The 25,482-nt window shown below is 72.4% G+C and carries 25 protein-coding genes; 15 read left to right on the forward strand and 10 right to left on the reverse strand.

Annotated elements, in window-relative coordinates; genetic code table 11:
- Positions 1-16: 16 nt before the first annotated feature.
- The 3 genes from QSK45_RS36175 to QSK45_RS36185 form a co-directional block, all read right to left on the reverse strand.
- Positions 17-988 carry a pyridoxal-phosphate dependent enzyme gene (locus QSK45_RS36175; RefSeq protein WP_285563183.1) on the reverse strand — a complete coding sequence of 324 codons (972 nt, stop codon included), beginning with the start codon at positions 986-988 and terminating at the stop codon, positions 17-19.
- An 82-nt stretch (positions 989-1,070) separates the two neighbouring features.
- Positions 1,071-1,721, reverse strand: a complete 651-nt coding sequence (locus QSK45_RS36180) for a helix-turn-helix transcriptional regulator (protein ID WP_285563218.1) — start codon at positions 1,719-1,721, stop codon at positions 1,071-1,073.
- Positions 1,722-2,464: 743 nt separating this feature from the next.
- Complete coding sequence (locus QSK45_RS36185) at positions 2,465-3,121, reverse strand: SDR family NAD(P)-dependent oxidoreductase (protein ID WP_285563184.1); 657 nt, start codon at positions 3,119-3,121, stop codon at positions 2,465-2,467.
- Between the two features lie 240 nt (positions 3,122-3,361).
- Here QSK45_RS36185 and QSK45_RS36190 point away from each other — a divergent pair, with 240 nt between their 5' ends.
- Complete coding sequence (locus QSK45_RS36190; protein ID WP_285563185.1) at positions 3,362-4,840, forward strand: glutamate-cysteine ligase family protein; 1,479 nt, start codon at positions 3,362-3,364, stop codon at positions 4,838-4,840.
- 20 nt (positions 4,841-4,860) lie between these two features.
- Here the strand turns inward: QSK45_RS36190 and QSK45_RS36195 are convergent, their stop codons facing one another.
- A complete protein-coding gene (locus QSK45_RS36195) occupies positions 4,861-5,625 on the reverse strand; it encodes a cache domain-containing protein (protein ID WP_285563186.1) in 765 nt (254 codons plus the stop codon).
- 37 nt (positions 5,626-5,662) lie between these two features.
- Positions 5,663-6,403 carry a FadR/GntR family transcriptional regulator gene (locus tag QSK45_RS36200; RefSeq protein WP_490993667.1) on the reverse strand — a complete coding sequence of 247 codons (741 nt, stop codon included), beginning with the start codon at positions 6,401-6,403 and terminating at the stop codon, positions 5,663-5,665.
- Positions 6,404-6,513: 110 nt separating this feature from the next.
- Here QSK45_RS36200 and QSK45_RS36205 point away from each other — a divergent pair, with 110 nt between their 5' ends.
- The 7 genes from QSK45_RS36205 (at position 6,514) to QSK45_RS36235 (ending at position 13,818) form a co-directional block, all read left to right on the forward strand.
- On the forward strand, positions 6,514-7,545 hold the full coding sequence (locus QSK45_RS36205; protein WP_285563188.1) for an ABC transporter ATP-binding protein: 1,032 nt from the start codon (positions 6,514-6,516) through the stop codon (positions 7,543-7,545).
- A gap of 26 nt (positions 7,546-7,571) precedes the next feature.
- Positions 7,572-8,765: an ABC transporter substrate-binding protein gene (locus QSK45_RS36210; RefSeq protein WP_285563189.1), complete on the forward strand. Its 1,194-nt coding sequence runs from the start codon at positions 7,572-7,574 to the stop codon at positions 8,763-8,765.
- A gap of 3 nt (positions 8,766-8,768) precedes the next feature.
- Positions 8,769-9,662: an ABC transporter permease gene (locus QSK45_RS36215; protein ID WP_285563190.1), complete on the forward strand. Its 894-nt coding sequence runs from the start codon at positions 8,769-8,771 to the stop codon at positions 9,660-9,662.
- A 24-nt stretch (positions 9,663-9,686) separates the two neighbouring features.
- Positions 9,687-10,502, forward strand: a complete 816-nt coding sequence (locus QSK45_RS36220; RefSeq protein ID WP_285563219.1) for an ABC transporter permease — start codon at positions 9,687-9,689, stop codon at positions 10,500-10,502.
- 72 nt (positions 10,503-10,574) lie between these two features.
- Positions 10,575-10,856, forward strand: coding sequence for a hypothetical protein (locus QSK45_RS36225; RefSeq protein WP_285563191.1), 282 nt, complete (start codon positions 10,575-10,577; stop codon positions 10,854-10,856).
- A gap of 187 nt (positions 10,857-11,043) precedes the next feature.
- Positions 11,044-12,798: a carbohydrate binding domain-containing protein gene (locus QSK45_RS36230; protein ID WP_285563192.1), complete on the forward strand. Its 1,755-nt coding sequence runs from the start codon at positions 11,044-11,046 to the stop codon at positions 12,796-12,798.
- 141 nt (positions 12,799-12,939) lie between these two features.
- On the forward strand, positions 12,940-13,818 hold the full coding sequence (locus tag QSK45_RS36235) for a DMT family transporter (RefSeq protein WP_285563220.1): 879 nt from the start codon (positions 12,940-12,942) through the stop codon (positions 13,816-13,818).
- A 22-nt stretch (positions 13,819-13,840) separates the two neighbouring features.
- On the opposite strand, the gene QSK45_RS36240 is transcribed toward QSK45_RS36235, so the two are convergent.
- Complete coding sequence (locus QSK45_RS36240) at positions 13,841-14,893, reverse strand: cytochrome P450 (RefSeq protein WP_285563193.1); 1,053 nt, start codon at positions 14,891-14,893, stop codon at positions 13,841-13,843.
- 150 nt (positions 14,894-15,043) lie between these two features.
- Entirely contained in the window at positions 15,044-15,280 is a 237-nt protein-coding gene (locus QSK45_RS36245; protein ID WP_285563194.1) for a tryptorubin family RiPP precursor, read from the reverse strand.
- A gap of 339 nt (positions 15,281-15,619) precedes the next feature.
- Between QSK45_RS36245 and QSK45_RS36250 the strand changes: the two genes are divergently transcribed.
- Both QSK45_RS36250 and QSK45_RS36255 read left to right on the forward strand, forming a co-directional pair.
- A complete protein-coding gene (locus QSK45_RS36250; protein WP_285563195.1) occupies positions 15,620-16,903 on the forward strand; it encodes a polysaccharide deacetylase family protein in 1,284 nt (427 codons plus the stop codon).
- Entirely contained in the window at positions 16,900-17,121 is a 222-nt protein-coding gene (locus tag QSK45_RS36255; protein WP_285563196.1) for a hypothetical protein, read from the forward strand. Before QSK45_RS36250 ends, QSK45_RS36255 begins: the two co-directional genes overlap by 4 nt.
- Positions 17,122-17,165: 44 nt before the next feature.
- On the opposite strand, the gene QSK45_RS36260 is transcribed toward QSK45_RS36255, so the two are convergent.
- Positions 17,166-18,038, reverse strand: a complete 873-nt coding sequence (locus tag QSK45_RS36260; protein WP_285563197.1) for an SGNH/GDSL hydrolase family protein — start codon at positions 18,036-18,038, stop codon at positions 17,166-17,168.
- Positions 18,039-18,921: 883 nt separating this feature from the next.
- On the opposite strand from QSK45_RS36260, the gene QSK45_RS36265 reads away from it, so the two are divergent.
- On the forward strand, positions 18,922-19,716 hold the full coding sequence (locus QSK45_RS36265; protein WP_285563198.1) for a GNAT family N-acetyltransferase: 795 nt from the start codon (positions 18,922-18,924) through the stop codon (positions 19,714-19,716).
- 12 nt (positions 19,717-19,728) lie between these two features.
- Here the strand turns inward: QSK45_RS36265 and QSK45_RS36270 are convergent, their stop codons facing one another.
- Entirely contained in the window at positions 19,729-20,568 is an 840-nt protein-coding gene (locus QSK45_RS36270) for an alpha/beta fold hydrolase (protein ID WP_285563199.1), read from the reverse strand.
- Between the two features lie 114 nt (positions 20,569-20,682).
- On the opposite strand from QSK45_RS36270, the gene QSK45_RS36275 reads away from it, so the two are divergent.
- Complete coding sequence (locus QSK45_RS36275; protein ID WP_285563200.1) at positions 20,683-21,282, forward strand: TetR/AcrR family transcriptional regulator; 600 nt, start codon at positions 20,683-20,685, stop codon at positions 21,280-21,282.
- Between the two features lie 49 nt (positions 21,283-21,331).
- Here the strand turns inward: QSK45_RS36275 and QSK45_RS36280 are convergent, their stop codons facing one another.
- Entirely contained in the window at positions 21,332-21,685 is a 354-nt protein-coding gene (locus QSK45_RS36280; RefSeq protein WP_285563201.1) for a hypothetical protein, read from the reverse strand.
- A 294-nt stretch (positions 21,686-21,979) separates the two neighbouring features.
- On the opposite strand from QSK45_RS36280, the gene QSK45_RS36285 reads away from it, so the two are divergent.
- From QSK45_RS36285 to efeB, 3 genes are all read left to right on the forward strand, one after another.
- Positions 21,980-22,738 (forward strand): polysaccharide deacetylase family protein, encoded by a 759-nt coding sequence (locus tag QSK45_RS36285; RefSeq protein WP_285563202.1) that lies wholly within the window; start codon positions 21,980-21,982, stop codon positions 22,736-22,738.
- Positions 22,739-22,899: 161 nt separating this feature from the next.
- Entirely contained in the window at positions 22,900-24,093 is a 1,194-nt protein-coding gene (locus tag QSK45_RS36290) for an EfeM/EfeO family lipoprotein (protein ID WP_395482025.1), read from the forward strand.
- On the forward strand, positions 24,090-25,316 hold the full coding sequence (gene efeB, locus QSK45_RS36295; protein ID WP_285563203.1) for an iron uptake transporter deferrochelatase/peroxidase subunit: 1,227 nt from the start codon (positions 24,090-24,092) through the stop codon (positions 25,314-25,316). Before QSK45_RS36290 ends, efeB begins: the two co-directional genes overlap by 4 nt.
- Positions 25,317-25,482 lie beyond the last annotated feature (166 nt).

Raw genomic sequence — 25,482 nt, forward strand, 5'->3', positions numbered from 1 at the left:
CGAGGGCGCTCGGCGGTCAGCCGCCCAGCAGCTCCGTGAACCGGCGCGCGTCGATGTTGCCGCCCGAGGCGATGACGCCGACGCGGGGCGGGAGGTTGTCGACGCGACCGGCGAGGAGGGCGGCCAGCCCGGTGGCGCCGCTGGGTTCGAACACGGTCTTCAGGCGGTCGAAGGCGAAGCGCATGGCGTCGATGACCTCGGCGTCGCCGACCAGGGCGACGGAGTCGACCAGGTGCCGGTTGACGGCGAAGGTCAGCTCGCCGGGAACGGAGACGGCCTGGCCGTCGGCGACGGTGCGGGGCACGGGGACGGTCACGCGGGTGCCGCTCTCCAGGGAGCGTTTGGTGTCGTCGCTGCCCTCCGGCTCCACCCCGATGACCTTGGTGTCCCGGTGCATCCCCTTGGCCGCGACGGCGCTGCCGGCGATCAGGCCGCCGCCCCCGACGGGGACCAGCAGCACGTCCAGCGGACCGGTCTCCTCGATGAGTTCGAGGGCGGCGGTGCCCTGGCCCGCGATGACGTCCGGGTGGTCGTAGGGCGGGATCAGGGTGAGGCCCCGCTCCTCGGCGAGTGCCGTGCCGAGTGCGACGCGGTCCTCGGTGTAGCGGTCGTAGGTGACGATCTCGGCGCCGTACCCGGCGGTGGCCGCCATCTTGGAGCGCGGGGCGTCCTCGGGCATCAGGATGACGGCACTGGTGCCCAGTTCGCGGGCGGCGAGGGCGGTGGCCTGGGCGTGGTTGCCGGAGGAGAACGCGGCGACGCCCTTGGCCAGTTCCTCGGGCGCGAGCCGGGCGATGGCGTTGTAGGCGCCGCGGATCTTGAAGGCGCCCATGCGCTGGAGGTTCTCGCACTTGATGAACACCTCGGCGCCCACAAGGGCGTCGAGGGTGCGCGAGGTGAGGACCGGGGTGCGGTGGACGAAGCCCCCGATGCGCGCGGCGGCCGCACGGATGTCGTCGAGGGTCACGGGCAGGTCGGCGCCGGGCATGGCGAAGTCCTCTTTCTGTGCCGGTCGTTCGTCGGATGCTGTGCTTCGGCCGCGTGCGCGGCGCCGTCCGCGGGCCCTCGGCTCATTCCGGGACCGCCGGTGGTTTCGCGTAGTTGTAGACGGTCGCCCGCGACACACCGAGGAGATCGGCGATGGTCCGCGCGGCGTCGCGGGACTCGAAGTAGCCGCCCCGGTTGAGCTGTCGGACGAGCGCCTTCTTGTCCGTCCGGCTCAGCGACCGGGGCGGGGCGCCGCGCTCGGCGGAGAACTGCTCCACCGTCCGGCGTAGTTCCTGGGCGCGGCGGTCGCGCAGCGTCTCCAGGGGCGTGTCGCCGTGTCCGCTGTCGGTGGCCACGAGATTCGCCAGGGCGAGGGTCACGGGCGACAGGACGGAGACGTCGAGGTTGAGGCAGAGCGCCGCGATGTACCGCCCCTCGGCGTTCTTGATGCCGATGGAGGTGCTCTTGGCCGGACGTCCGTCGGGGAACCGGTTGGGATAGTTCTGCACGACGTCGGGGAAGGCGGGGTCGGCGATGCGGCTGAGTCCCAACTCGGTGGCGGGATCGCCCACCTGGCGGCCCGACAGGTTGTTCTCGATGGCCCGGACCGCGTGGTCGGGGTCCCGCAGGTCGTGCAGGACCACCTCGCACAGGCCCGGGAACATCCGGCCCAGCGCGACGGCGATCTTCTCGGCCTCCTGGACGAGATGCTCGTCCGCCGCCCCGCCGTCCATCCAGCGACCCCTCACCAGGCTTAGCTTTGAATTCTATTTCTGGACAATGAGGCTAAGCGATCGGCCGTCCGCTGTCCAGGGCCGGACGAAGCGGCGGCCCGTGATCCGGGGCGTCGGAGGCGGTGTCGTGGCGGCGCGAGGGTCCGTGCGGGGGTTCGGCCGAAACGCCGGTACCGGAGGCGGTGGGGCGTGGGGGACGGCCAGGGCCGGCAGGCGGCGCGGCGCGCTCCCGGATCGGACCGGGATCGGCACGTCGCGCCGCTTGCGGGCCCCGGCCGGCGCGGCGCACCGTGGAGTCGACGCTCAGGTCCCACGTGAGCGCACCCTTCGCGTCGTCCTCGGGGTGACCGGACGGGGCGGGGAACTACCCGAGCGCATGGATTCACCGTTCCCCGCCCCGGGTCGACCCGCCGCCGACGGGCCGCCGATACGTCGACGGAGCGGCGGGGGCCGGTCTGGGGCGCCGCGGCCCGGAATGCGTACCGCGGGCGTACCGAGGTGTGCCGCGACGCGCGGAGGCGGGCCGCGGCGGTCGAAGATCTCGTTCAGACCCTCCGTCGCGGCCCGGCCCGGGGCCATCGGAGACGTTCCGACCGGGTGACGGGCGGGTCCCCAGGGCTGGCGTCCTCCGCCGCGGTCCCCGGCTCGGTCGTCGAGCGGCGCATGGCGCCCTCCGCGCGGTCCGGGAGGACCTTGTTCGCGAGGCCCCGCGCCCTGGTGCTCAGCGAGCCGGGGACGGACCGCTACCGTGCGCGATCCCTTCTCGCGTGCCTGCCGGGCGACGTCCGGGTCGTCCTTGTCCATGGCCCGAGCCTGGTGCCGCCGGGGTCGGCCCACCGGAGGAGGTCGGCGTCCGTCGGTCCGGGCGGGAACGCGGTGACGCCGACGTCCGTGTCCTTCACCTCCTCGCGCGGCGCCTCGGCGAAGGACCGCACGAGCGACTTCGAGGCGTTGTGCACCGGCTGGAAGGGACCGGGGCGGTCGACGCGACCGAGGACGCGAACGCCCGCCGGCCGGTACCGCGGCGGGCCATTCCGCGCAGCAGCGGCTTGGCGAGCCGTACGGTCGAGGTCACGTCCAGCTCGATCACGGAGAGGTCGTCGTCGAGATCGGTGTCCGTGAAGGCCCGGCCCGACCCCGGCGTTGAGCACGGCGACGTCGACGTCCAGGCCGGTCGTCGCGGCGACCAGCCGGTCGACACCTTTTACGTGCCCGAGGCCGACCGGTACGGCACGGACCTCGGCGCCGGTCCCCCGCAGCCCGCGCGCCGCGTCCTCCAGGCGGCCGTCCTCGGCGTTGATCACCAGGTCGCGGCCGTCCTCGGCGAACCGCCTGGCCAGCGCGTGTCCGATCCCGCCGGACGCCCCCGTGATGGGGCCGGCGGCCCTTCCCTCGGCCATACGCCCCCGGGAACCCGGCGCCGCGGGACTCGACCGTGCGGGCTTTCCCGGGACGGGGTGCGCGCGTAACCGGCCCGTCGGGGGCGACGGTTGGCACCGGGGCCGGCTGCCACCGGGGTCTTGCGCGACGGCCCGCCGGTCCCGGCGCCGTTCCGTCGGCCCCCACCCGCATGGTGGCTCCCCACCGATGGTGCGACATTGGGATGAGACTGTCCGACGAGGGGGAATCCTGGAGGGGCGATGGGACGTGACGTCCCGGCGCTCGTGTTCACCCGCGAGGACCGCCGCCGGTACCGGGTCAAGATGCAGGAGTGCCTGGACGCGCTGGCGAAGATGCTGCGGGAGGCACGGTTCGACGCCGAGCGGCCGCAGGTCGGCCTGGAGATCGAGCTGAACCTGGTGGACGACGAGGCCGAGCCCGCCATGCGCAACAGCGATGTGCTGGACGCGATCTCGGACCCGGCCTGGTCCACCGAGCTGGGCCGGTTCAACCTGGAGATCAACGTGCCGCCGAGGCGGCTGACGGCGGGCGGTCCGGACGCCTGGGAGTCGGAGATCCGGGCCGCGCTCGACCATGCCGACGAGCGGGCGCGCTCGGTCGGCGCCCGGCTGATCATGGTCGGGATCCTGCCCACCCTGCGCCAGGAGGACATCGGCGAGGACACACTGTCGGAGAACCCCCGCTACCGGCTGCTCAACGACCAGGTCTTCGCGGCCCGGGGCGAGGACCTGCGCATCGAGGTGGACGGCGTCGACCGGCTGCGCACCTACGCGGACAGCATCACCCCGGAGGCGGCCTGCACCAGCACCCAGTTCCATCTCCAGGTCTCCCCGGAGGAGTTCGCCGACTACTGGAACGCGGCGCAGGCCATCGCCGGGGTCCAGGTGGCCCTCGCGGCGAACGCCCCCTTCCTGTTCGGCAAGGAGCTGTGGCACGAGACCCGTATCCCGCTGTTCGAGCAGGCCACGGACACCCGCCCGCAGGAGATCAAGGTGCAGGGTGTCCGGCCCCGGGTGTGGTTCGGGGAGCGGTGGATCAACAGCGTCTTCGACCTGTTCGAGGAGAACCTCCGCTACTTCCCCGCGCTGCTCCCCCTGTGCGACGAACAGGACCCGGCGGAGACCCTGGACCGCGGCGACGTGCCCGACCTCGGTGAACTCACCCTGCACAACGGCACGATCTACCGCTGGAACCGCCCCGTCTACGCCGTCTCCCACGACCGGCCGCACATCCGCGTGGAGAACCGGGTGCTGCCCGCGGGGCCGACCGTCGCCGACACCCTCGCCAACGGTGCCTTCTACTACGGCCTGACCCGGGCGCTGGTCGAGGAGGACCGGCCGGTGTGGTCGCGGATGTCCTTCAAGGCCGCCGAGGAGAACCTGCACACGGCCGCCCGGCACGGCATGGAGGCGCTGCTGTACTGGCCCGGGGCCGGCGAGGTCACCGCGCCCGAACTGGTGCTGCGCAGGCTGCTCCCGCTCGCCCACCGGGGCCTGGAGCGCTCCGGGATGGACGAGGCGTGGCGGGAGCCGCTGCTCGGCATCATCGAGCAGCGCTGTGTGGCGGGCCGCAACGGCGCGGTGTGGCAGAAGGAGATGTTCCACCACGTCATCGACACCACGCACTGCTCCCGGCACGAGGCGCTGCGGCGCATGACACAGCTGTACATCGACTACATGCATCTCAACGCCCCGGTCCACACCTGGCCGGTCGACTGACGGGCCGGCTCCCGTACCGGTCAAGCCAGTACGAGTACCAGTGGTATCCCCCGGCACGGCACCAGCCGCATCCCCTCATGGACGCCGATCCGGCTCTCCCCGACCAGCAGTTCCCCGAAGTCCGGCCCCTTGGTGAGGGACCCGGCCAGGTGCGCGGGGTCGGCGGAGGCGGCGACGCGGCCGCGGGCGTTGACCAGGTGAGCGGGGCGCGCGAGGCGGCGCAGCAGCGGGAGGACGGCGGCCTCGAAGTGGCGCAGATACACGTCGGCCGCGGCCACTCCGGCGAACTCCCCCTGGAGGTAGACCGGCTCGGACAGCGTGAGGCTGTACTCGTCGGAGCAGAGGTAGTCGACGTACGGCCCGGCCACCGCCCGCCGTCCGGTGTCGCGGGGCAGCGCGAACCAGTCCCAGTGGGTGTAGTCGGAGTACGCCGACCGGCCGGGATCGAGGTCGAGCAGCAGCGGGCGTACGCCGCTGTCGGCGCCGCACTGCCACCACTCCAGCCAGGCGGGCACATCGGCGAGCAGTCCGGGGGCGGCGACGAAGCCGACGCCGGAGACCAACTCGTCCCGGACGAGGCGCCGGTGGAGTCCTGGACGCAGGGCGGCGAGGTCGGCGCTGGCGGGCCGACGACCCTCGGTGGCGGCCCGGGTGAGCAGGGCGGCCGTGTCGGCGCGGGTGGCGGCGACCGCCTCGAAGACGGCCTCCAGGGCGCCGCCGATCTGCGCGGCCACCCATGGTTCCGGCTCCGTGCCGAGGGCGGCGAGCCCGGGGCTGACGCCCATCGTGTCCTCCAGGGGACGGGAACCGGACGCGGCGCGGTCAGAGCGCGAGGCGCACGGCGACGAGCCGCGCCGTCGACTCCCTGACGCACCGCTCGGCCAGCGTGCCGGCCGTTTCGTGGGCCCCATCCTGCACCGCGGAGATCACTTCACGCTGCCGGTCCGCAACTTCTTCACGACAGGTGTCGTCGGCGAGGACGAGGCAGAGCAGTGCGCCCAGCTCGCCCTGGAGCGCGAGCTGTTCGCGGGTGAGCCGGGCGGACTGGGCGGCGGCCGCGAGTTCGACGTGGAAGCGGCCGTACAGCCGGCTGCGGGCGGGCGCGTCCTCGGCCCTCCGCAACTCTTCGGCGGTACGGCACAGTTGACGCAGGTCCTCGGGCTCGGTGCGCTGGGCGGCGAGGCGGGCGGCGGCGCCGGACAGGGCGGCCCAGTGGTCGCCGAGATCGCGCAGTTCCTCGGTGCTCCAGCCGCGCAGCCGGGTCTTGAGCCGGTCCTCGGCGGGAAGTTCGGGCAGCGAGACGAAGCTGCCGCCGCCCCGGCCCCGGCGGGTGATCAGCAGGCCCTGCTGCCTCAGGGCCATCAGTGCCTCCCGCAGGGTGACGGTGGAGACGCCGAGCCGGCCGGCGAGGGCGCTCTCGCCCGGCAGTTGCTCGCCGTCGGCGAGGAGGCCCAGCTCTATGGCGTCGCCGAGGCGTCGGACGACCGTGTCCACCCGGGCCCGGCTGTCCACCGGACTGAAGACGGCCCGGCGGGCGCCGCCGTCGCTCTGGTCCTGTCTCACGGCCATCACCTCATGCGTTGACTCAAGCTTTACCCCGACGGGCTCTTGAGCTGAGAACTATGACTTCATATCTTTGCCGCCAACGTACCGCGCGCCAGAAAGGTTCCCCCATGCAGGGAATTGCGATCCGGCTGCAGGACCTGCGCAAGTCGTTCGGGCGGACGGCCGCCGTGGCGGGGGTCGACCTGGAGATCCGGGACGGCGAGTTCTTCTCCATGCTCGGCCCGTCCGGCTCCGGCAAGACCACGGTGCTGCGGCTCGTCGCCGGGTTCGAGTCACCCGACCAGGGCCGGATCGAGCTGGCAGGACAGGAGGTCACCGGGCTCGCCCCGTTCGAGCGGGATGTGCACACCGTCTTCCAGGACTACGCGCTCTTCCCGCACATGACGGTCGAACAGAACGTCGCCTACGCGCTGAAGATCCGCAAGGTGCCGAAGGCCGAGCGGCTCGCCCGCTCCCGCGAGGCACTCGCGGAGGTACGCCTCGCGGGCTACGGCGACCGGCGGCCGGCCCAGTTGTCCGGCGGCCAGCGCCAGCGCGTCGCGCTCGCCCGCGCCCTCGTCGGCCGCCCCCGTGTGCTGCTCCTGGACGAGCCGCTCGGCGCCCTCGACCTGAAGCTGCGCGAGCAGATGCAGAGCGAACTCAAGGCGATCCAGCGGGAGGTGGGGATCACCTTCGTGTTCGTCACCCACGACCAGGAGGAGGCCCTGACGATGAGCGACCGGATCGCCGTCTTCGACCAGGGCCGCATCGCCCAGGTCGGCACCCCCGCGGAGATCTACGAGCGTCCGGCGACCCCCTTCGTCGCCTCCTTCGTCGGCACCTCCAACCTGCTCGACGGAGAGGTGGCCCGCCAGGTCGTCGGCGCTCCGGGCACATACAACATCCGGCCGGAGAAGATCCGCGTCCTGAAGGAGTCCGCGGAGGCGGACGAGCCGGAGCACGCCACCGCCACCGGCACGGTCGCCGACGTCGTCTACCTCGGCGACGCCACCCGCCTCCTCGTCGACCTCGACGGCGGCGGCCGGCTCACCGCGGTGCAGCAGAACCTGGAGACCTCCGCCGAGGACGTCGCCGCCTACCGCGGCACCCGGGTCCGCCTCCAGTGGCACCGCCGCCACGCCGTCCGCCTGCCCTCATGACCGCCGTCCCCACCTGGAGAAACGCCGTGCGTCTCACCCGAACCCTGCGCACCGCCGCCTGTGTCGGCGCCGTGCTCCTGCTCGCCACCGCGTGCGACTCCGCCGGCTCCACCACCGCCGGCGGCCTCAACCCGCCTCGTCTGAAGGCCCCGACGAAACTCGGCAGGACCGAGGGGCAGGTCAATCTGATCGCCTGGGCCGGCTATGTCGAGGACGGCTCCGACGATCCCAAGGCCGACTGGGTCAGCGACTTCCAGAAGCAGACGGGCTGCCAGGTCCACTCCAAGGTCGCCGCCAGCTCCGACGAGATGGTCAAGCTGATGAAGACCGGCGAGTACGACGCCGTCTCCGCCTCCGGCGACGCCTCCCTGCGCCTGATCGCCTCCGGTGACGCGGCCCCCGTCAACACCTCCCTGGTGCCCAACTACAAGGACGTCTTCAGCGGGCTGAAGAACGGCGCCTGGAACTCGGTGCACGGCACGATGTACGGCATCCCGCACGGCCGGGGCGCCAACCTGCTGATGTACAACACCCAGAAGGTGAAGCCCGCGCCCACCTCCTGGTCGGCGGTCTTCGAGGGCGCCTCGAAGTACAAGGGGCACGTCACCGCGTACGACTCGCCGATCTACATCGCCGACGCGGCCCTGTATCTCAAGGCCACGAGGCCCGAGCTGAAGATCGAGGACCCGTACGCACTGGACCAGAGGCAGTTCGACGCGGCCGTGGCCCTGCTGAAGAAGCAGAACGCGGACGTCGGCGAGTACTGGGGCGACTACCTCAAGGAGGTCTCCGCCTTCAAGAGCGGGGACTCGGTCGTCGGCACCACCTGGCAGGTGATCGCCAACCTGGCGGCCGCCGAGGGCGCCAAGGTCAAGGCACTGGTGCCGAAGGAGGGTTCGACCGGCTGGTCCGACACCTGGATGGTCTCCAGCAAGGCCAAGCATCCCAACTGCGCCTACAAATGGCTGAACTGGATCGTCTCCCCCAAGGTCAACGCCGAGGTCGCCGAGTACTTCGGCGAGGCCCCCGCCAACTCCAAGGCCTGCGCCCTGACCGAGGACAAGAACTTCTGCGCGGTCTACCACGCGGCCGACGAGGACTACTGGAAGCGGATCGCCTTCTGGAACACGCCCATCGAGCAGTGCCTGGACGGCCGGACGGACGTCACGTGCGTGCCCTACGCCAAGTGGGTGCAGGCGTGGACCGAGATCAAGGGCTGAGCCGTGGCGAGTGAAGCGCCGGCGACGGCACGGGGCTCGGGTGTGCGGCGGCTCGCCGGGGCCCTGCACCGCCGGCCCCGGCTGCGCCTGGCCCTGCTGCTCACCGGGCCGCTCCTGTGGCTGGTCGTCCTCTATCTCGGTTCGCTGGCGGTGCTGTTCGCCTCCGCCTTCTGGACCACCGACTCCTTCACCTCCCAGGTGGTGAAGGTCTGGTCGACGGACAACTTCCACGCGCTGGTGACGACGCCGGTGTTCCGCGAGGTGATCGTGCGCAGCGTGGGCGTCGCGCTCGCGGTGACCGCGCTGTGCGCGCTGATCGCCTTCCCGGTCGCCTTCTACACCGCGCGGGTGGCTCCACCGCGCCGCCGCCCGCTGCTGGTGGTCGCCATCCTCACGCCGTTGTGGGCGAGTTATCTGGTCAAGGTGTACGCGTGGCGGCTCATCCTGTCCCAGGGCGGGCTCGCCGACTGGCTGCTCGCGCCGTTCGGACTCAGCGGCCCCGGGTTCGGCCTGCCGGCCACGGTGCTCACGCTGACGTACCTGTGGCTGCCGTACATGATCCTGCCGATCCACACCGCGCTCGAACAGCTCCCGGCGCAGCTGCTCGACGCGTCGGCGGACCTCGGGGCCCGCGCGGGGCGCACCTTCCGCTCGGTGGTGCTGCCGATGGTGCTGCCTTCGGTGGCGGCAGGCTCGGTGTTCACCTTCTCGCTGAGCCTCGGCGACTACATCACCGTGCAGATCGTCGGCGGCAAGACGCAGCTGATCGGCAATCTGGTGTACTCCGACATCGAGTTGAACCTGCCCATGGCCGCCGCGCTGGGCACCGTCCCGGTGGTCGTGATCGTCCTGTATCTGCTGGCGATCCGCCGGACCGGCGCGCTGGACAGTCTGTGACCACCCCCGGAGAGGATGAGCGACGTGCATCTCGGCCGCAGTGCGCGCATCGCCCTGCGCATCGGCGCCGGGCTCGGTTTCGCGGTGATCTACGTCCCGCTGCTGCTGGTCCTCGCCAACTCCCTGAACCCGGACCGCAGCGCGAGCTGGCCTCCGCCGGGCCTGACCGGGCGCTGGTGGTCGGCGGCCGTGCACGACTCCGGCGCCCGGCACGCCCTGTGGACGTCGGTGAAGGCGGGGCTCGGCGCGACCGCCGTCGCGCTGGTCCTCGGCACGCTGATCGCGTTCGCCGTGGCGCGGTACCGCTTCTTCGGCCGGGACACGGTGTCGTTCGTGGTGGTGCTGCCGATCGCGCTGCCCGGCATCGTCACGGGCATCGCGCTCAACTCCGCCTTCAGCACCGTCCTCCAGCCGCTGGGCGTGGGGCTCGGCCTGTTCACGGTGATCGTGGGGCATGCCACGTTCTGCATCGTCGTGGTGTTCAACAACGTGGTGGCGCGGCTGCGCCGCACGACGGGCTCGTACGAGGAGGCGGCCATGGACCTCGGCGCGAGTACCTTCCGCGCCTTCGTGGACGTCACCTTCCCGCTGGTGCGCTCGGCGCTGCTGGCCGGTGCGCTGCTGTCGTTCGCGCTGTCCTTCGACGAGATCGTGGTCACCACGTTCACCGCGGGGCCCGGCATCGAGACCCTGCCGATCTGGATCTTCGGCAATATGACACGGCCCCGGCAGGCGCCGGTGGTGAACGTCGTGGCCGCCGTCCTGGTCCTGCTCTCGGTGGTCCCCATCTACCTCGCCCAGCGGCTGTCGGCGGACACGGCGACCTCCAGCCGGGTGTGAGACGGGGTTCTGACACGCGCGGGGGACGGCTGGTGCGGGCGTGCCGCACGCCGTACTGGAACCCTGCGGCCCATGACCAACCCTCCCAGCGTGAACAGCTACGTCGACCGGGTCACCGCGGGTCCCGGCGGGGCGATGACGGACGAGGCCGGGATCATCACCGGTGATCTCACCGTGGCCACGATCCTGCGGTCCGACGGCCGCAGCGCCCGCGTCGCCGTCCAGCACTTCGGCGGCGACACCTGGTACACCCTCACCGGCAGTCCGGCGCCGGTCCCGGACGGCCGGCTCGCCGCCTACCACCGTGACCTGCTGGGCCGCATCCGCCGGGGTGGCGGCACCCGTGCGATCTGACGCTCGATCAGTTCACCGAGGAAGACCCGTCGTTCGACTGTCCCATGAACACGCAAAAAGACGGCTACAGCACCTTGACCCCGGGTTTGGTCCAGACCAATTATGGCCTAGACCAGTAGCCCCGGCCGGGCCCCTGCCGTGCGACACCCCCCTCGATCGACTGTCGTTCGCCAACCGGGAGAACCCGATGAGACGTCCGAGATCCGCACGCGCCCTGCTCACCGGCGTGGCCACCCTGGCCGCGTCCGCGGGGCTCGCCCTGGGGATCGGGGGCACCGCGCACGCGGCGACTCCGCTGCCCGCGCATGTGTTCGCCCCCTACTTCGAGGCCTACAACGGCGACAGCCCCGCCGCGCTCGCCCAGTCCTCCGGCGCGAAGTACCTCACCATGGCCTTCCTCCAGACCGAGAAGAAGGGCTCCTGCACGCCCTACTGGAACGGGGACACCGGCACCCCCGTCGACTCCTCGGTCTACGGCTCCGACTTCGGCACCATCCGCTCGCGCGGCGGCGACGTCATCCCCTCGCTCGGCGGGTACGCGGCCGACAACGGCGGCACCGAGATCGCCGACAGCTGCACCGACGTCGACTCGATCGCCGCCGCCTACGAGAAGATCATCACCACCTACGACGTCCCCCGGCTCGACATGGACGTCGAGGACAACTCCCTGACCGACCAGGCCGGCATCGACCGCCGCAACCAGGCCATCAAGAAGGTCCAGGACTGGGCCGCCGCCAACGGCCGCTCGGTGCAGTTCTCGTACACCCTGCCGACCACCACGACCGGCCTCGCCGACAGCGGGCTCGCCGTGCTGCGCAGCGCCAAGAGCGCGGGCGCCAGGGTGGACGTCGTCAACCTCATGACGTTCGACTACTACGACGGCGCCACCCACCACATGGCCACCGACACCCAGACGGCCGCGAGCGGGCTGCACGACCAGCTCGCCTCGCTGTACCCGAACCTGTCGGACAGCCAGCTGTGGAACATGATCGGCGTCACCGAGATGCCCGGCATCGACGACTACGGCGCGGCCGAGACCTTCACCACCGCCGACGCCACCGCCGTGTACGACTGGGCGGTCTCCAAGGGCCTGAACACCCTCTCCTTCTGGGCGCTCCAGCGCGACAACGGCGGCTGCCCCGGCACCGGAGGCTCCGACAGCTGCTCGGGCATCAGCCAGGACACCTGGTACTTCACCCACGCCTTCGCACCGTTCTCGGGCGGTACGACCACCCCGCCGGCCGACGACTTCTCGGTCTCCCTCTCCCCCGCCACGGCCTCGCTCGACCCGGGCGGTTCCACCACGGCGACCGTGAAGACGTCCGTGGCCTCGGGCAGCGCCCAGTCCGTCGGGCTGACGGTCGGCGGCGCGCCGAGCGGGGTGACGGCCACGCTGAGCCCCGCCTCGGTCACCGCGGGCGGCAGCTCCACCCTCACCGTGAAGGCGGCCGCCTCCACGGCTCCGGGCACCTACCCGCTCACCGTCACCGGCACGGCGGGTTCGGCCAAGCACAGCTCCACCTTCAGCCTGACCGTGAACGGGACCGGCGGCGGCACCCCGACGGCCCTGGCCAACGGCGACTTCGAGAGCGGCTCGCTGTCGCCCTGGACCTGCGACAGCGGGGCCGCGGTGGTCTCCTCCCCGGCGCACGGCGGCAGCCACGCCCTGAAGACCGAGCCGACCTCCTCGGCGACCGGCCAGTGCGCCCAGACCCTCACCCTCAAGCCGAACACGTCCTACACGCTCAGCGGCTGGGTGCAGGGGTCGTACGCCTACCTCGGCGTCAGCGGTGGCGCGACGGCCAGCACCTGGACCTCCTCCTCGTCCTGGCAGAAGCTGACGGTGCCGTTCACCACCGGCTCGTCCGGCACGGTCACCGTGTACGTGCACGGCTGGTACGCCCAGGGCACGGTCTACGCCGACGACCTCGCCCTGTCCTGACCCGTACGTCCCCGCGGCCGGGCCCGCCCGGTGGTCGCACCGGGCGGGCCCGGCCGCGGTCCTCGCCCCGCGCCGCGCGGCGATCCTCCGTAGGCTGAGAGCGGCTTCCGGGAGGACGTGACCGCAGGCAGGGAGACGGCCGTGATCGGACTGGCCGCGGCGTTCGCCGTCGCGGGCGCGGCGAGCAACGCCGTCGGCACCGCGTTCCAGCGCAGGGCCGCGTCCGCGAGCAGCCGTGGCGGGATCCGGCTGCTCGCGGAGCTGGTGCGCCGGCCGTTCTGGATGGTCGGCATGGCGGGCGTGATCTGCGCGGCCCTGTTCCAGAGCCTCGCCCTGGTCAACGGCCCGCTGGCGCTGGTCCAGCCGCTGTTCATCCTGGAGCTGCCCTTCGCGCTGCTGATCGCCGCCCCGCTGATGCACCGGCGGCTGCCCCGCTCGGGCTGGTGGGGCGTCGGGGCCTGTGTGGCGGGCCTCGCCGTGCTGCTGATCGCCGCCGCGCCGCACGGAGCGCTCGACCAGGCCCCGCTCACCCGCTGGATCCCGGCCCTGTGCCTGTGCGTCGGCGCCATGACCGCCGCCGTGCTCCTCGCCGGCCCCGGGCGCCCGGCGGTCCGGCGCGCCGCGCTGCTGGCGGCCGCCTCCGCCACGGGCAACGCGCTGACCGCCGCGCTGCTCAAGTCGGCGTCGGGCACCTTCGCCGACCACGGTTTCCCGGCGTTCCTGCGGTCCTGGCAGACGTACGGCTTCGCGCTCGCCGGGGTGGCCGCCGTGCTGCTCCTGGAGAACGCGCTCCAGGCGGGCCCGCTCGCCGCCGCCCAGCCGGCGCTGACCATCGGCGACGCGGTGGTCAGCCTCGCCCTCGGCATCACCCTGTTCCACGAGCGGATCCGTACGGGCTGGTGGCTGGTGCCCGAGACGGGCGGGGCGGTGTTGCTCGTGGCGGGCGTGCTGGTGCTGAGCCGGGCCGTGCAGCATCTGCGCCTGTTCCGGGTGCCGGCCGAGGAGGAGGCCGCGACCTGAGCGGCGTGAGCGGCCTCGCGGATCAGCTCGGGCGTACGAGCCGTACGTCGTCCACGCCGAGCAGGCCGAGGAGCGGCACCTTGGCGATCCGCTGGGCGGGGTCGACCACGAGCCCGGCGCCGCGGACCAGGTCGAGCAGGAGTTCGGCGAGCGGCATGACCATGTGCCTGCCCCAGCAGCGCTCCGAGGAGTGGCCGAAGGGCAGGTAGCCGGGGGTGTCCTCGGGGTCCAGGTGGTCCCAGCGCTCGGGGCGGAAGGCGTCGGGCTCGTCCCACAGGGCGGGGTCGCGGTGGGAGAGCAGGGGCAGCAGCAGGACGTCGTCGCGGACGCCGATCCGGCCGTCGATGGCCGGGTACTCGGGCGAGGCGTTGCGCAGCAGGTTCCAGGAGGGCGGCAGCAGGCGCAGCGACTCGTGGATGATGTTGCGGTTCGGGGTGCCGTCGTCGAAGGGCGCGCCCAGCCAGAGCGCGTTGGCGACCAGGGTGGAGACGGTGAAGCAGACCGGGGCGGCCGCCCTGCGGTACATGCCCATCGCGTACCGTCGTTCGTGGTAGCCCCGTGCCTGTGCCGTCCGCGCGCCGAGGCCGGTGAGCCGGCCGTCCGGGCGGGGCCAGCCGGGCAGCGCGGCGCCGACCGCGATCACCGACCAGGTGAGCTTGGGGGTGAGTTCGAGGGTGCGGCTCATCAGCATCCGCAGCCGCCGGGGATCGCGGCCGAGGACGAGGTCGCGCAGGAAGAGGTGACCGGTCAGCGGCCAGGAGCCGGTGAGGTCGGCGTTCCTGGCCACGGGTCCGGCGAGGGCCTCGCGGACGTCGTTGCCCAGGGTGCGGGTGATCCGGGAGGCATCGGCGCGGCTGATGGAACGGCCCTGCAACGGCTTGAAGGTGGGGCGTTCGGTCTCCGTCGCCCGGCGCGCGGCGAGGATGCGGTCGGAGACCTCGGGCCCGGCGACGCCGATGGTGTCGGGTTCCAGCCGGAAGACGTCCTGGCCCAGGTGGTCCCGGATGAGCGCGGCGAGTCGCGGGGCGAGCACGGTGGTGCGCGTTCGCGCTGCGGATGACGGCGACGGCGGCATGGCGGACGCTCCGGATGCGAGGACAGGGCGAGAGGGGCCGAGGGGAGGCCGAGGGGCCGCGCCGCGGTGGGACACCGTTGTCCGGCCGGCCCCGCGAGGGCGCACGGCCGGACAACGGTGTCAGGCGCCGCACGGGGCGGCGGTGCGCCGTCAGTACCAGATGTACCAGGCGTTCGCCTTGAGGCTCTTGCTGGCCGCGACCTTGTTGCGGATGGCGAAGAGAAGCTTCATCACTGCACCTCCTCTCGAGTGGGCGGGGTGACGCGTGTCGTCCCGTGCGAGCCCGTGAAGATCACGTGTCGGTGGCTCCGGGAAGCTTCCCTTGATCGGTCGTCGAATAATCACGGCCGAACACAACTGGCCTTTCAGGTAATTGAATTCGGTCAATTTTTTGTCATCGATGCTCCGATGGGGCCCGATGCCGACACGAGCACGCGCGAGACCGGCCCGTCGGGGCGTCCGCACTGATGGCGGAGGGTGGCGACCGTCCGGATGCAGGACGTCGCGACACCCACAGCGGACGCAGGGGCGGTCACGCCTCCGGGGATCCGGCGGGCGCAGATTGGCCGAATGTACACGCGACGGAAGACCGCGTTCCGGTGCTCGCGCGGTTTCCGCACCCCTTTTGGCCACCACGCCGCATCAAATGACCCAGTTCATCCCCTTATCGTCCTTATTGTGCGAGGTAGCGGACGAGTCGCATGTCCCGGTCGAGGAGGCGATGGCGTGGCGACGAGTGGAATCAGCCGCCGGAGGGCGGCGCGCCTGGCCCTCGGCGCGGGTCTCGGTGTGGCCGCCGGTGCGCTGACCGGATGCGGCGGCGACGGGTGGGGCCCGGGTTCGGCGGGGCCCGGCGGGGAGCGGCAGGCGCCCCGGCTGATCGGCGACGGCTCGACGTCCCACACCGGCCGGCAACCGAACCAGCCGGACGCGCCCACCCCGCTCGAACCGGGCGAGACGCCGCCGCAGTTCGTGGTGTTCTCCTGGGACGGCGCGGGCGAACTCGGCACCGGCCTGTTCCCGCGCTTCCTGGAACTCGCGCGCGAGCACGACGCCCGGATGACCTTCTTCCTGTCCGGCCTCTACCTGCTGCCGGAGGACAAGAAGCGGCTGTACCGGCCGCCGAACAACCCGGTCGGCGCCTCCGACATCGGCTATCTCACCGACGGCCACATCAAGGAGACCCTGAAGTACGTCCGCCGGGCCTGGCTCGACGGGCACGAGATCGGCACCCACTTCAACGGGCACTTCTGCGAGGGCTCCGGATCGGTGGCCGACTGGACCCCGGCGCAGTGGCACGCGGAGATCGAGCAGGCCCGGTCCTTCGTCAAGTCGTGGCGGACCAACACCGGCTGGCGCGACGAGCCGCCGCTCCCCTTCGACTACGACAAGGAACTCGTCGGCGGTCGCACCCCGTGTCTCCTCGGCCAGGAGAACCTGCTGCCGGCCGCGCGGGAACTGGGCTGGCGGTACGACGCCTCGTCACCGGGCGGGGTGCAGCGCTGGCCGCGCAAGCGGAGCGGCCTGTGGGATCTGCCGTTGCAAGGCATCCCCTTCCCCGGACGCAGCTTCGAGGTACTGTCCATGGACTGGAACATGCTGGCCAACCAGTCCCTGAACTCGACGCGCGCGCCGTCGTACAACTACCCCTACTGGCGCGCCCAGACGTCGCAGGCGTACATGGCGGGGTTCGACCGGGCCTACGAGACCAACCGAGCGCCGCTGTTCATCGGCAACCACTTCGAGCAGTGGAACGGCGGCATCTACATGGACGCGGTCGAGGAGGCGCTGCGGCAGATCGCCGGGCGGCCGGAGGTACGGCTGGTCTCCTTCCGGCAGTTCGTCGACTGGCTCGACGTCCAGGACCCGGCGATCCTCAGGCTGCTGCGCACCCTGGAGGTCGGCGAGAAGCCGGCGGGCGGCTGGAGTGCGTTCCTGCGCCCGGCCGGGCGGGGCGCAGTCGCGGGGTGGCGTGGCGGGCGCGCATCTGACGGGAGGTCAACAGCGTGACCGCGTCAGCGGCCGTGGCCTACGGCCCGGAGGGCATCCATGTCGACGTGGTCGCGCCGGGCTCCACGCCGACGGAGACGACCCGGACCCGGGAGGCGGGGACTCCCGGCATCCGGCATCCGGCAGCGGACCACGGCCGGGATCCCGCTGGGCCGGCCGCGCCGGAGGAGATCGCCGAGCCGCCGGGTGGCTCCTCGGCGACCGGTCCTCCTTCGTGACCGGCACGGTGCCGCGGGGCGCCCGTGCCTGACCCGGGCTTTCGTCAGCCGAGTCCCATGACGCTCATGGTGCGCTCGGCCATGCGCTGCTCCCCGAGGGCGTTGGGGTGGACCGGCACGATGTTCGAGCCGAACAGCAGCGGCTCGATCCAGCGGGTACCCGCGGCCTGGCAGGCGTCGTGTCCGTCGGAGACCTGCGAGAAGTCCACGAAGGTCGCCCCGGTCTCCTGTGCGGCGCGCTGGACCACGGAGTTCAGGTGGGCCTGGAGGGCGCGCAGATACGGGATGTCGCCGGAGGCGATCGGCAGCTTGACGAAGCAGGACGCGTCGAAGGAGGAGGGCACGATCCACGGGTACCCCAGCACCGCCACCTTGGCGTTGGGCGCCTTGGCCCGCAGGGCGGTCAGGGCGCTCTTCAGCGCGGGGTAGGTGTTCGCGTCGATCGCGTCGTCGAAGGACGTTCCGTACTTGTCCTTGCAGGGGTGGCCGAAGCCGGCGCTGAGGACGCCGGCGGTGCCGCAGTCCACGATGGCGCTGACGAAGGTGTTGTTGTCGTTGCCGCCGATGGTCAGGGTCACCAGGTCGGTGTTCGCGTCCACCGCGTCCAACTGCGGTGCCACGCCCGGGTACTGGGACTGGGTGAAGTCCTTGGTCTGGGCGGCGCCGCAGGTCACGTCCGTCAGCGAGGCGCCGGTCGTCTGCGCGAGGACGTGCGGGTAGTTCACGGTGGAGCGCAGGCAGAGCAGATTGCTGGTGTCGACGGGCGTGACACCCGAGCCCGCGCTGTAACTGTCGCCGAGAGCCACGTAGTCGAGGGGCGTCGCGGCATGTGCGGGGGCGGCGGTGAGGCCGAGGGCCAGCGTGCCGGCGAGTGCGGTCGCCGCGGCGGCGACACGGCGCAGGGTGGGGGTGGGCATGAGGTGTGCTCCCTCTTCATACGCGACGGGTGCGGGGCAGGGGGTGGCGCCGGGCGTCGGGGCTCGGGTGGGGGCGCGCACGACGACGGCCGTGGAGCAGGGAGTTGCGGTACTACCAGCGAGTTCTACCGCTAGGTAATGTGCGGGCAGCTGATCGCCGAGTCAACATTGCGGACCGAAGTTCTTGAAATGCTCATGAAACATGGGCGTCGGAATCCAGGCACCACAGACGACTTGACGGCGAAACGTGCTGATGGGCTGTCAGGGCACCATCGGTGGTGGAATCGGCGCACGACGGACGATTCCAGCACGAAGGGGCCCGCGAAGCGGTGGACCGGCGGCCACCGACCCCGCCGTGTCGTGGCCGGTGGCCCTACGTCGCCTGCGGCACCGTGCGGTTCACGGCCGGCCGGCAGGCCCACGACGCGAGGCGCGTGGTCCCGGTGTTCGCCCCGAGGACCAGGTCACGGCCGTCGGCGATCACGCCCCGCGGGTCCGGAAGCACCTCAGGCGGATCGTGCCGGTGTGCCCGTATGTCCGTCGCCTCGTCGCCGACTCCGCGAACTCCCCGCGCTTCTCGAAGATTTCGGTGCCCGCCCCCGGCCCCGACGGCTTGCCATCACCGCCCGGCGATGGCAAGATCACTTCCGCTCGAACAACGGTTTCACAGCCCTCACTTCTCTGCGAAGGACCGAAGTCCATGGTCTCGGCGTCCCACAGCGGCCGCCGTCGGAACTGAGCCCCCTGCCCCCGGCAGCGCGCTCAAGCGTTCCCGCGCCCTCCTCACGGCGGCCCGACGATGCGGTGTTCACCGCACCGCCCACCTCGCTCACCGAGGTGATCACTCATACGCACGACCGCTTTCACCGTGAGGACTTCCCACATGCACGCCGATGTCCAGAGTTTCGCCGTCGCCCATCTGCTGCGCCGCCCCGCGGCCCGTCGAGTGGGCGGCTTCGTCGCGGGGTTCGATCCGGCCACGACGAGCCCGTACGTCAACTACGCCACCCCCGTCCCCGGCGCCGAACCCACCGACGCGGAGGTGGCGGACCTGATCACCGCGTTCCGCACGCGCGGGCTCACGCCCCGGCTGGAGTTCGCCCCGGACGCCGCCCCGCGGGTCGAACCGGCGCTCCGGCGGGCCGGGTTCCGCACCGAGGCGGTGCACGATTACCTGGTCTGCACGCCCGCGACGCTCACCGTACCGACGGCCTCGGCGGAGCCGGGGGCGTCACCGGAACCGGGAGGACCCCGGGGCCGGGTCCGGGTGGAGGCGCCGGTCTCGGAGGACGACTACGTCGCGATCGACACCGCGCTGGCCGAGGCGTTCGGCGGCGAGTGGGCGCCGTCCCCGGAGGGCGCGGCCCGGTTGCGGCGCACCGAGGAGGGCGGCGGAGCGGTCCGGTTCGTCCGCGCCGAGGACGGGAGCTGCGCGGGCGGCGCCCTGTGCTCGGCGCCCGCCGAGGGCACGGCGGAACTGGCGGGCGTCGGCACGCTGCCCGCGTACCGGGGCAGGGGGATCGCCGCGGCGGTCACCGCGAACCTGGCCGGGACGCTCTTCGCGCGGGGCGCCCGGACGGTGTGGCTGGAGTACTCCGGCGAGGGCTCGCGCCGCGTGTACGAACGCGTGGGCTTCCGGCCCGGCGGGACCCGGCTGTACCTGACGCACGAGGGGTGATGCGAAGCCCCGTCAGGGCAGGGGGTTGTCCTCGACGAAGCGGCGGACCTCGTCGACGAGGGCGGCGGGGTTGTCCAGCTGGACGAGTGTGCGGGCGCCGGGAATCTCCACGTAGCGGGAGGCCGGGAGGAGCCGCGCGAGGCGGCGGCCGGTGTCCGGCGGCATCATCCGGTCCTCGGCGCCCCAGGCGACCAGGGCGGGGCGGGTGAAGGAGGGGAGGTTGCCGGCTGCCTTCAGGTAGCAGTCCTTGCGGGTGGAGCGCAGGAACTTCACCAGGTCACGCCGGATGTGGCGGTCGGTCAGCAGGGGCGTGTACCAGCGGGCGATCATCTCGTCCCTCAGGGGGCGCTTCGCCATGCCGCCCAGCGAGGTCTGCATCCGGGCCAGGAAGGGGAAGCGGAAGGTCTGGGCGAGGAGGAAGACCCCGCCGGGGATCCTGCTCGCGGCGGACAGGACGCGGCCCTGGACGCCGGGCGGGTAGTTGTCCAGGGCCTCGCAGGAGGTGAGGACCAGGCGGGCGATGCGCTCGTCCCGCACACCGACGAGCAGTTGGGCGGTGCCGGTGTCGTTCTGCACGAGGGTGACGTCGCGCAGGTCGAGGCGGTCCATGAACTCGGCGAGCAGGCGGGCGACGCCGTGCGCGGAGAGGTCGGCGTCCGGGCGCATCGGGCGCCGGTGGCTTCCGATGGGGAGCACCGGGACCAGGACCCGGAAGTCCGGGCGCAGCGCCCGGGTCACCTCGGTCCAGACCGACTCGTCGAAACCGAGGCCGTGGGCCAGGACGACCACGGGGCCGTCTCCCCCGGTGTCCTCGTAGTCGATCGTCCCCGCGCTCAGCTCGATCTCCGGCATGCCCGTGCCTCCGAAACAGGTTGGCCATTCTTGCCACCGCGCTTGATAGATCGTTCTAGTGACAGAATAGACGCCGACCGCCCGCAGGCAACCGGCTTTCCGGAGGTTCGTTCCGTGAGCGACGGCAAGACCACCAGCACGCATGAGACACGGCAGCGCATCGTGCGCGCCGGCACCGAGCTGTTCCGGCGCTCGGGCTACACCGGCACGGGCATGAAGCAGATCGCCGCGGCGGCCGACGCGCCGTTCGGTTCGATCTACCACTTCTTCCCCGGCGGCAAGACGCAGCTCGCCGAGGAGGTCGTCCGCACCTCGGGCGCCGTCTACCTCGGCCTCGTCACCACCCTGATGACCCCCTACGAGGACCGTGTCGCCGCCACCGCCGACGCCTTCACGGCCGCCGCCGGCACCCTCGTCGAACTGGACTTCGCCGACCCCTGCCCCATCGCCACGGTCGCGCTGGAGGTGGCCAGCACCAACGAGCCCCTGCGCCGGGCCACTTCGGAGGTCTTCGACAGCTGGACCGCCCAGCTGGCCGCCTACTACGCCGCCGGCGGCATCCCCGAGCCCCGCGCCCGCGACACGGCCACCTCCGTCATCGCCCTCCTGGAGGGCTCCTTCATGCTGTCCCGCGCGGCACGCAGCACGGCGCCGGTGCTGGCGGCGAGCGGCGCGGCCGCGGCGATCGTGCGGGCGGCGCTGGCCGGGGAGTGAACGGCGCCGTCGCCCCTGGCGACGCGCGCGGCGCCGCGCGACCGCCCCCTCACAGCTGGAGGAGGGCGAAGCCGCCGTAGAGGGCGAAGGCGGCGAGGAGGCCGAGCCGGCCGGCCGCGGTCCGCACGGCGGGGCCGGGCCCGGCGCCGTACGCGCCGGTCAGGGCGAAGCGGCCCGCTCCGACCAGCGGGAGGGCGCCGGACAGCGGTTCGCCGGGGAGCACGGCGACGAAGAGCGGAACCGCCAGCGGGGCGACGGCCCGGACGAACACCGCGAGTGCGGGTCCGCGCTGGCCAGGTGGTCCGAGCGGGGTGACCGGCGCCGTACCCGCCCCCAGGTGGCGTCCAGGACCACAGGAGGCGAAGAAACCCAGCGAGGGACTGCCGGCCAGCGGCCTGAACACCGTCCTCGTCAGGGTTCCGGGCCGGGGCGGCCCGTTCCTCGCGTCGTAGGTCCCCGCTCCCGGCGGCGGCATCCGGATCAGGCCGTCCCCCGGGCCTCGTGCCGTGCGTGTACGTCACGGGGTACCCCGTCGCGGCCGGTGCGTGCCCCCACGTCGACGGACACCAGGTCCAGGCCCTGTCGCGGAATTGTCCTTGATCGGTAACAGCGGGAGCGCGGGCGGCTCCCCAGCCGTCCTGGCATGTGCAGCACACCACACGAGAGCCGGGTACACGGCGGGGAGCAGGGGGCGGACATGGCGCGGCACGCTGGGCGGGGATGGTACGGCCGGGTGATCGGAGCGGCGGTCGGGGTCACGGCGGTGGCGGCCGCCGCCTCGGTGTGGACCGCGCAGGCGGGGCAGAACGCCCCGGCCGCACCGGCCCACCACAGCGCGGCGAAGACGGTGGCCGTGTCCCCCGTCATCGCCCACTCCTCCGACGCCGGCGCGCACGCCGTCAACATCACCATCGACGACGGCCCCGACCCGACCTGGACGCCGCAGGTCCTCCAGGTGCTGCGGGAGAACGGTGTCAAGGCGACGTTCTGCATGGTCGGCCCCCAGGCGCAGGCGCACCCGGACCTGGTCAAGCAGGTGGTCGCGGCCGGGCACCGGCTGTGCGACCACACGGTCTCGCACGACACCGGCATGGACCACAAGTCCGAGTCGTACCAGTCGCAGCAGATCCTGGACGCCGAGCGGCAGATCACCAAGGCGTCCGGTGGCGTGCGCCCGCTGTACTACCGGGCGCCGGGCGGCGCGTTCACGCCGTACAGCAGGAAGCTCGCCGCCTCGCGCGGTATGCGTCCGCTGGGCTGGAACGTCGACTCCAAGGACTTCGAACGGCCGGGCACGGAAGTGATCGTCTCCACCGTCAGGAGCGAACTGGCCAACGGTCCCACGCTGCTCTTCCACGACGCGGGCGGCGACCGCTCCCAGACCGTGGCCGCACTGCGCACCCTGCTGCCGTGGCTGAAGCAGCAGGGCTACGGCTTCGGCTTCCCCGTGCGCTGACCGGAGCGCGTCCCACCGGCCGGTGAACCCCCGGGAAATTCTTGGCCACCGAGCACCCCGGACGGGTGTTCGGTTCCTGCCGGGTGTCTACGATGAGCCCGTCCCGGTGGCGATCAACCCGCCCCGCGGACGCGTGCGTACGTCGTCCGGAAAGGCTCAGCATGCCGTTGCCCCGCCTCGGCACGCGGTCGCACCGTCTCCGGACGGCGCCGACCGTGTTCCTCGTACTCGCCGTGGCCCTCGCCCTGGCGGCCCTGTGCTCCGGCGGCTCCGGACACAGGAAGCCGGCCGCTCCGCGCCTCGTCGTCGAGGTGTCCGAGAGCCACTGCGGCCGGGGCTGGAGCCACCCCGAGCCCGGGGTGCGGACCTTCGAGCTGCACAACACCTCCGACGGCGCCGCCGAGGTCTACCTGGAGGACCCCGGCACCCACGCGGTGTACGGCGAGGTGGAGGGCATCGGCCCCGGCACCACACGGCAGTTGACGGTCCGGGTGGGCAAGGGCGCGTACGCCTTCATGTGCGTGCCGGACGACGCCGACGCCGTCACCGGCCCCACCGTCCGGGTCACCACCGGACGGCGCGGCCCCGGCGCCGCGCCGGTCACCGAGCACGACCTCGTCCCGCCCGCGCTCGCCTACCAGAAGTGGGTGGGGGACGGACTCTCCGCGGCCGTGCGGCTTTCGGCCGGGCTCCAGGACGCGATCGACCGCGGCGACCTCGCCGCCGCCCGCTCCGCCTGGCTGCCGGCGCACCTGCGGTACGAGCGGCTCGGAGCGGCGTACAACGCCTTCGGCGACGCGGACGGGAAGATCAACGGCACCGACGCCGGACTGCCCGGCGGGGTGCACGACGCCGGCTTCACCGGGTTCCACCGCATCGAGTACGGCCTGTGGCACGGCGAGCCGGCGAGCGGTCTGCGCGCCCCGGCGGCGGCGTTGGTCAAGGCGCTCACCGGGCTGCGCGACAGCTGGGCGCAGAACCGCATGGACCCCGCCCAACTCGGGCTGCGCGCACATGAGATCCTCGAGAACACGGTGCAGTTCGAGCTGACCGGCCGCACCGACTACGGCAGCGGCAGCAACCTCGCCACCGCCCGCGCCAACCTGGACGGCACCCTCGAAGTCCTGTCGCGGCTGCGCCCGCTGCTCACCACCCGTTATGCCGATCTGCCAGGGCTCGACCGGGAGTTGGCGCAGGCCGGAGACACCCTCGACGGCTTCCGGCACGACGGGCGCTGGACACCGCTCGGCCAACTGACCCGCGCCCAGCGGGAGCGGACCGACTCCGTGCTCGGCGGCCTCGTGGAGCGGCTGGCGTCGGTGGCGACCCTGTGCGACCCCCGGAGGACCGTGTGAGCACCGCAGAACGACCCCATGGACTCGCCCGGCGCGGCTTTCTGCGCGGCGCCGCCCTCACCGGCGCGGGCCTCGCGACCGGCGCCGCCGCACCCGGCGCCGCCACCGCCGAGCCGACCGCCGCCCTCGCGCCGTTCCACGGTGTCCACCAGGCCTCGGCGATCGCGACCCCCCGCCGTACCTGTGTGTTCGCCGCCCTCGACGTGACCGCCGGGACCCGCGCCGAACTCACCGACCTGATGCGCACGTTGACCGAACGGGCCCGGCTGCTCACCTCCGGCGGCACGCCGGACCCGGCGGGTGTCACCGCGCCGCCCGCCGACTCGGGCATCCTCGGCGACCGGCTCCCCGGCGGGCAGCTGGCCGTCACCGTGGGCGTCGGCGCCTCGTTGTTCGACGACCGGTTCGGACTCAAGGCGCTCAGGCCCAGGCGGCTGACCGCCATGCCGGCCTTCCCCGACGACGACCTCAGGCCCGAGTGGTGCCACGGCGACCTCAGTCTCCAACTGCACGCCGACGATTCGGACACCACCCTGCACGCGCTGCGCGACCTCACCCGGCACACCCGGGGCGGCATCCAGGTCCGCTGGCGGATGGACGGCTTCTCCAGCCCGCCCCGGCCCTCCGGCACCCCGCGCAATCTGCTGGGCTTCCGCGACGGCATCGCCAACCCGGACACCACCAGTGCCCGCGAGATGGACCGACTGATCTGGGTGGACCGCGCCTCTGGCGAGCCGGACTGGGCCGTCGGCGGCAGCTACCAGGTCGTTCGGCTGATCCGGATGCTCGTGGAGTTCTGGGACCGGGTGTCGCTCGGCGAGCAGGAGCGGATCATCGGCCGGTCCCGCTCCTCCGGCGCGCCGCTGGACGGCGACCGCGAGCACGACACGCCCACGTACGCGGACGATCCCAAGGGCGACGTCATCCCGCTGGACGCGCACATCCGGCTGGCCAACCCGCGCACCCCGGCCACCGCCCACCAGCGGCTGCTGCGCCGTGCGTACAACTACGACCGGGGCATGGACGACAACGGCAACCTCGACATGGGCCTGCTGTTCTCCTGCTACCAGCAGGACGTCGTGCGGCAGTTCGAGGCCGTGCAGCACCGGCTGGCCGGCGAGCCGCTGACCGACTACGTCAGCCCGTTCGGCGGCGGCTACTTCTTCGCACTGCCCGGGGTGCGCGATGCCCAGGACTGGTACGGACGCGCCCTGTTCGCCTGACATGCCCGGACGCCCACCCGCCCGGTCCGGCCCCCGCTCCCCGTCCGACCGGGCAGTTCACCCGAACCTGTCCGGACAAGCCGGCGGCCCGCTCGGTCAACACCCCGTCAAGTTTTCCCCCAGCTTCCCTGACTCGGTGTTCATCCACGCGACATCATGGCTCCGC

This window comes from Streptomyces hygroscopicus subsp. hygroscopicus (assembly GCF_030269125.1).
Taxonomy (GTDB): Bacteria; Actinomycetota; Actinomycetes; order Streptomycetales; family Streptomycetaceae; genus Streptomyces; species Streptomyces hygroscopicus_C.

Coding starts and splice junctions, on each gene's coding strand:
- QSK45_RS36175 (WP_285563183.1), bottom strand. CDS start 988: ATGCCCGGCGCCGACCTGCCCGTGACCCTCGACGACATCCGTGCGGCC.
- QSK45_RS36180 (WP_285563218.1), bottom strand. CDS start 1,721: ATGGACGGCGGGGCGGCGGACGAGCATCTCGTCCAGGAGGCCGAGAAG.
- QSK45_RS36185 (WP_285563184.1), bottom strand. CDS start 3,121: ATGGCCGAGGGAAGGGCCGCCGGCCCCATCACGGGGGCGTCCGGCGGG.
- QSK45_RS36190 (WP_285563185.1), top strand. CDS start 3,362: ATGGGACGTGACGTCCCGGCGCTCGTGTTCACCCGCGAGGACCGCCGC.
- QSK45_RS36195 (WP_285563186.1), bottom strand. CDS start 5,625: ATGGGCGTCAGCCCCGGGCTCGCCGCCCTCGGCACGGAGCCGGAACCA.
- QSK45_RS36205 (WP_285563188.1), top strand. CDS start 6,514: ATGCAGGGAATTGCGATCCGGCTGCAGGACCTGCGCAAGTCGTTCGGG.
- QSK45_RS36225 (WP_285563191.1), top strand. CDS start 10,575: ATGACCAACCCTCCCAGCGTGAACAGCTACGTCGACCGGGTCACCGCG.
- QSK45_RS36230 (WP_285563192.1), top strand. CDS start 11,044: ATGAGACGTCCGAGATCCGCACGCGCCCTGCTCACCGGCGTGGCCACC.
- QSK45_RS36240 (WP_285563193.1), bottom strand. CDS start 14,893: ATGCCGCCGTCGCCGTCATCCGCAGCGCGAACGCGCACCACCGTGCTC.
- QSK45_RS36260 (WP_285563197.1), bottom strand. CDS start 18,038: ATGCCCACCCCCACCCTGCGCCGTGTCGCCGCCGCGGCGACCGCACTC.
- QSK45_RS36265 (WP_285563198.1), top strand. CDS start 18,922: ATGCACGCCGATGTCCAGAGTTTCGCCGTCGCCCATCTGCTGCGCCGC.
- QSK45_RS36270 (WP_285563199.1), bottom strand. CDS start 20,568: ATGCCGGAGATCGAGCTGAGCGCGGGGACGATCGACTACGAGGACACC.
- QSK45_RS36285 (WP_285563202.1), top strand. CDS start 21,980: ATGGCGCGGCACGCTGGGCGGGGATGGTACGGCCGGGTGATCGGAGCG.
- QSK45_RS36290 (WP_395482025.1), top strand. CDS start 22,900: ATGCCGTTGCCCCGCCTCGGCACGCGGTCGCACCGTCTCCGGACGGCG.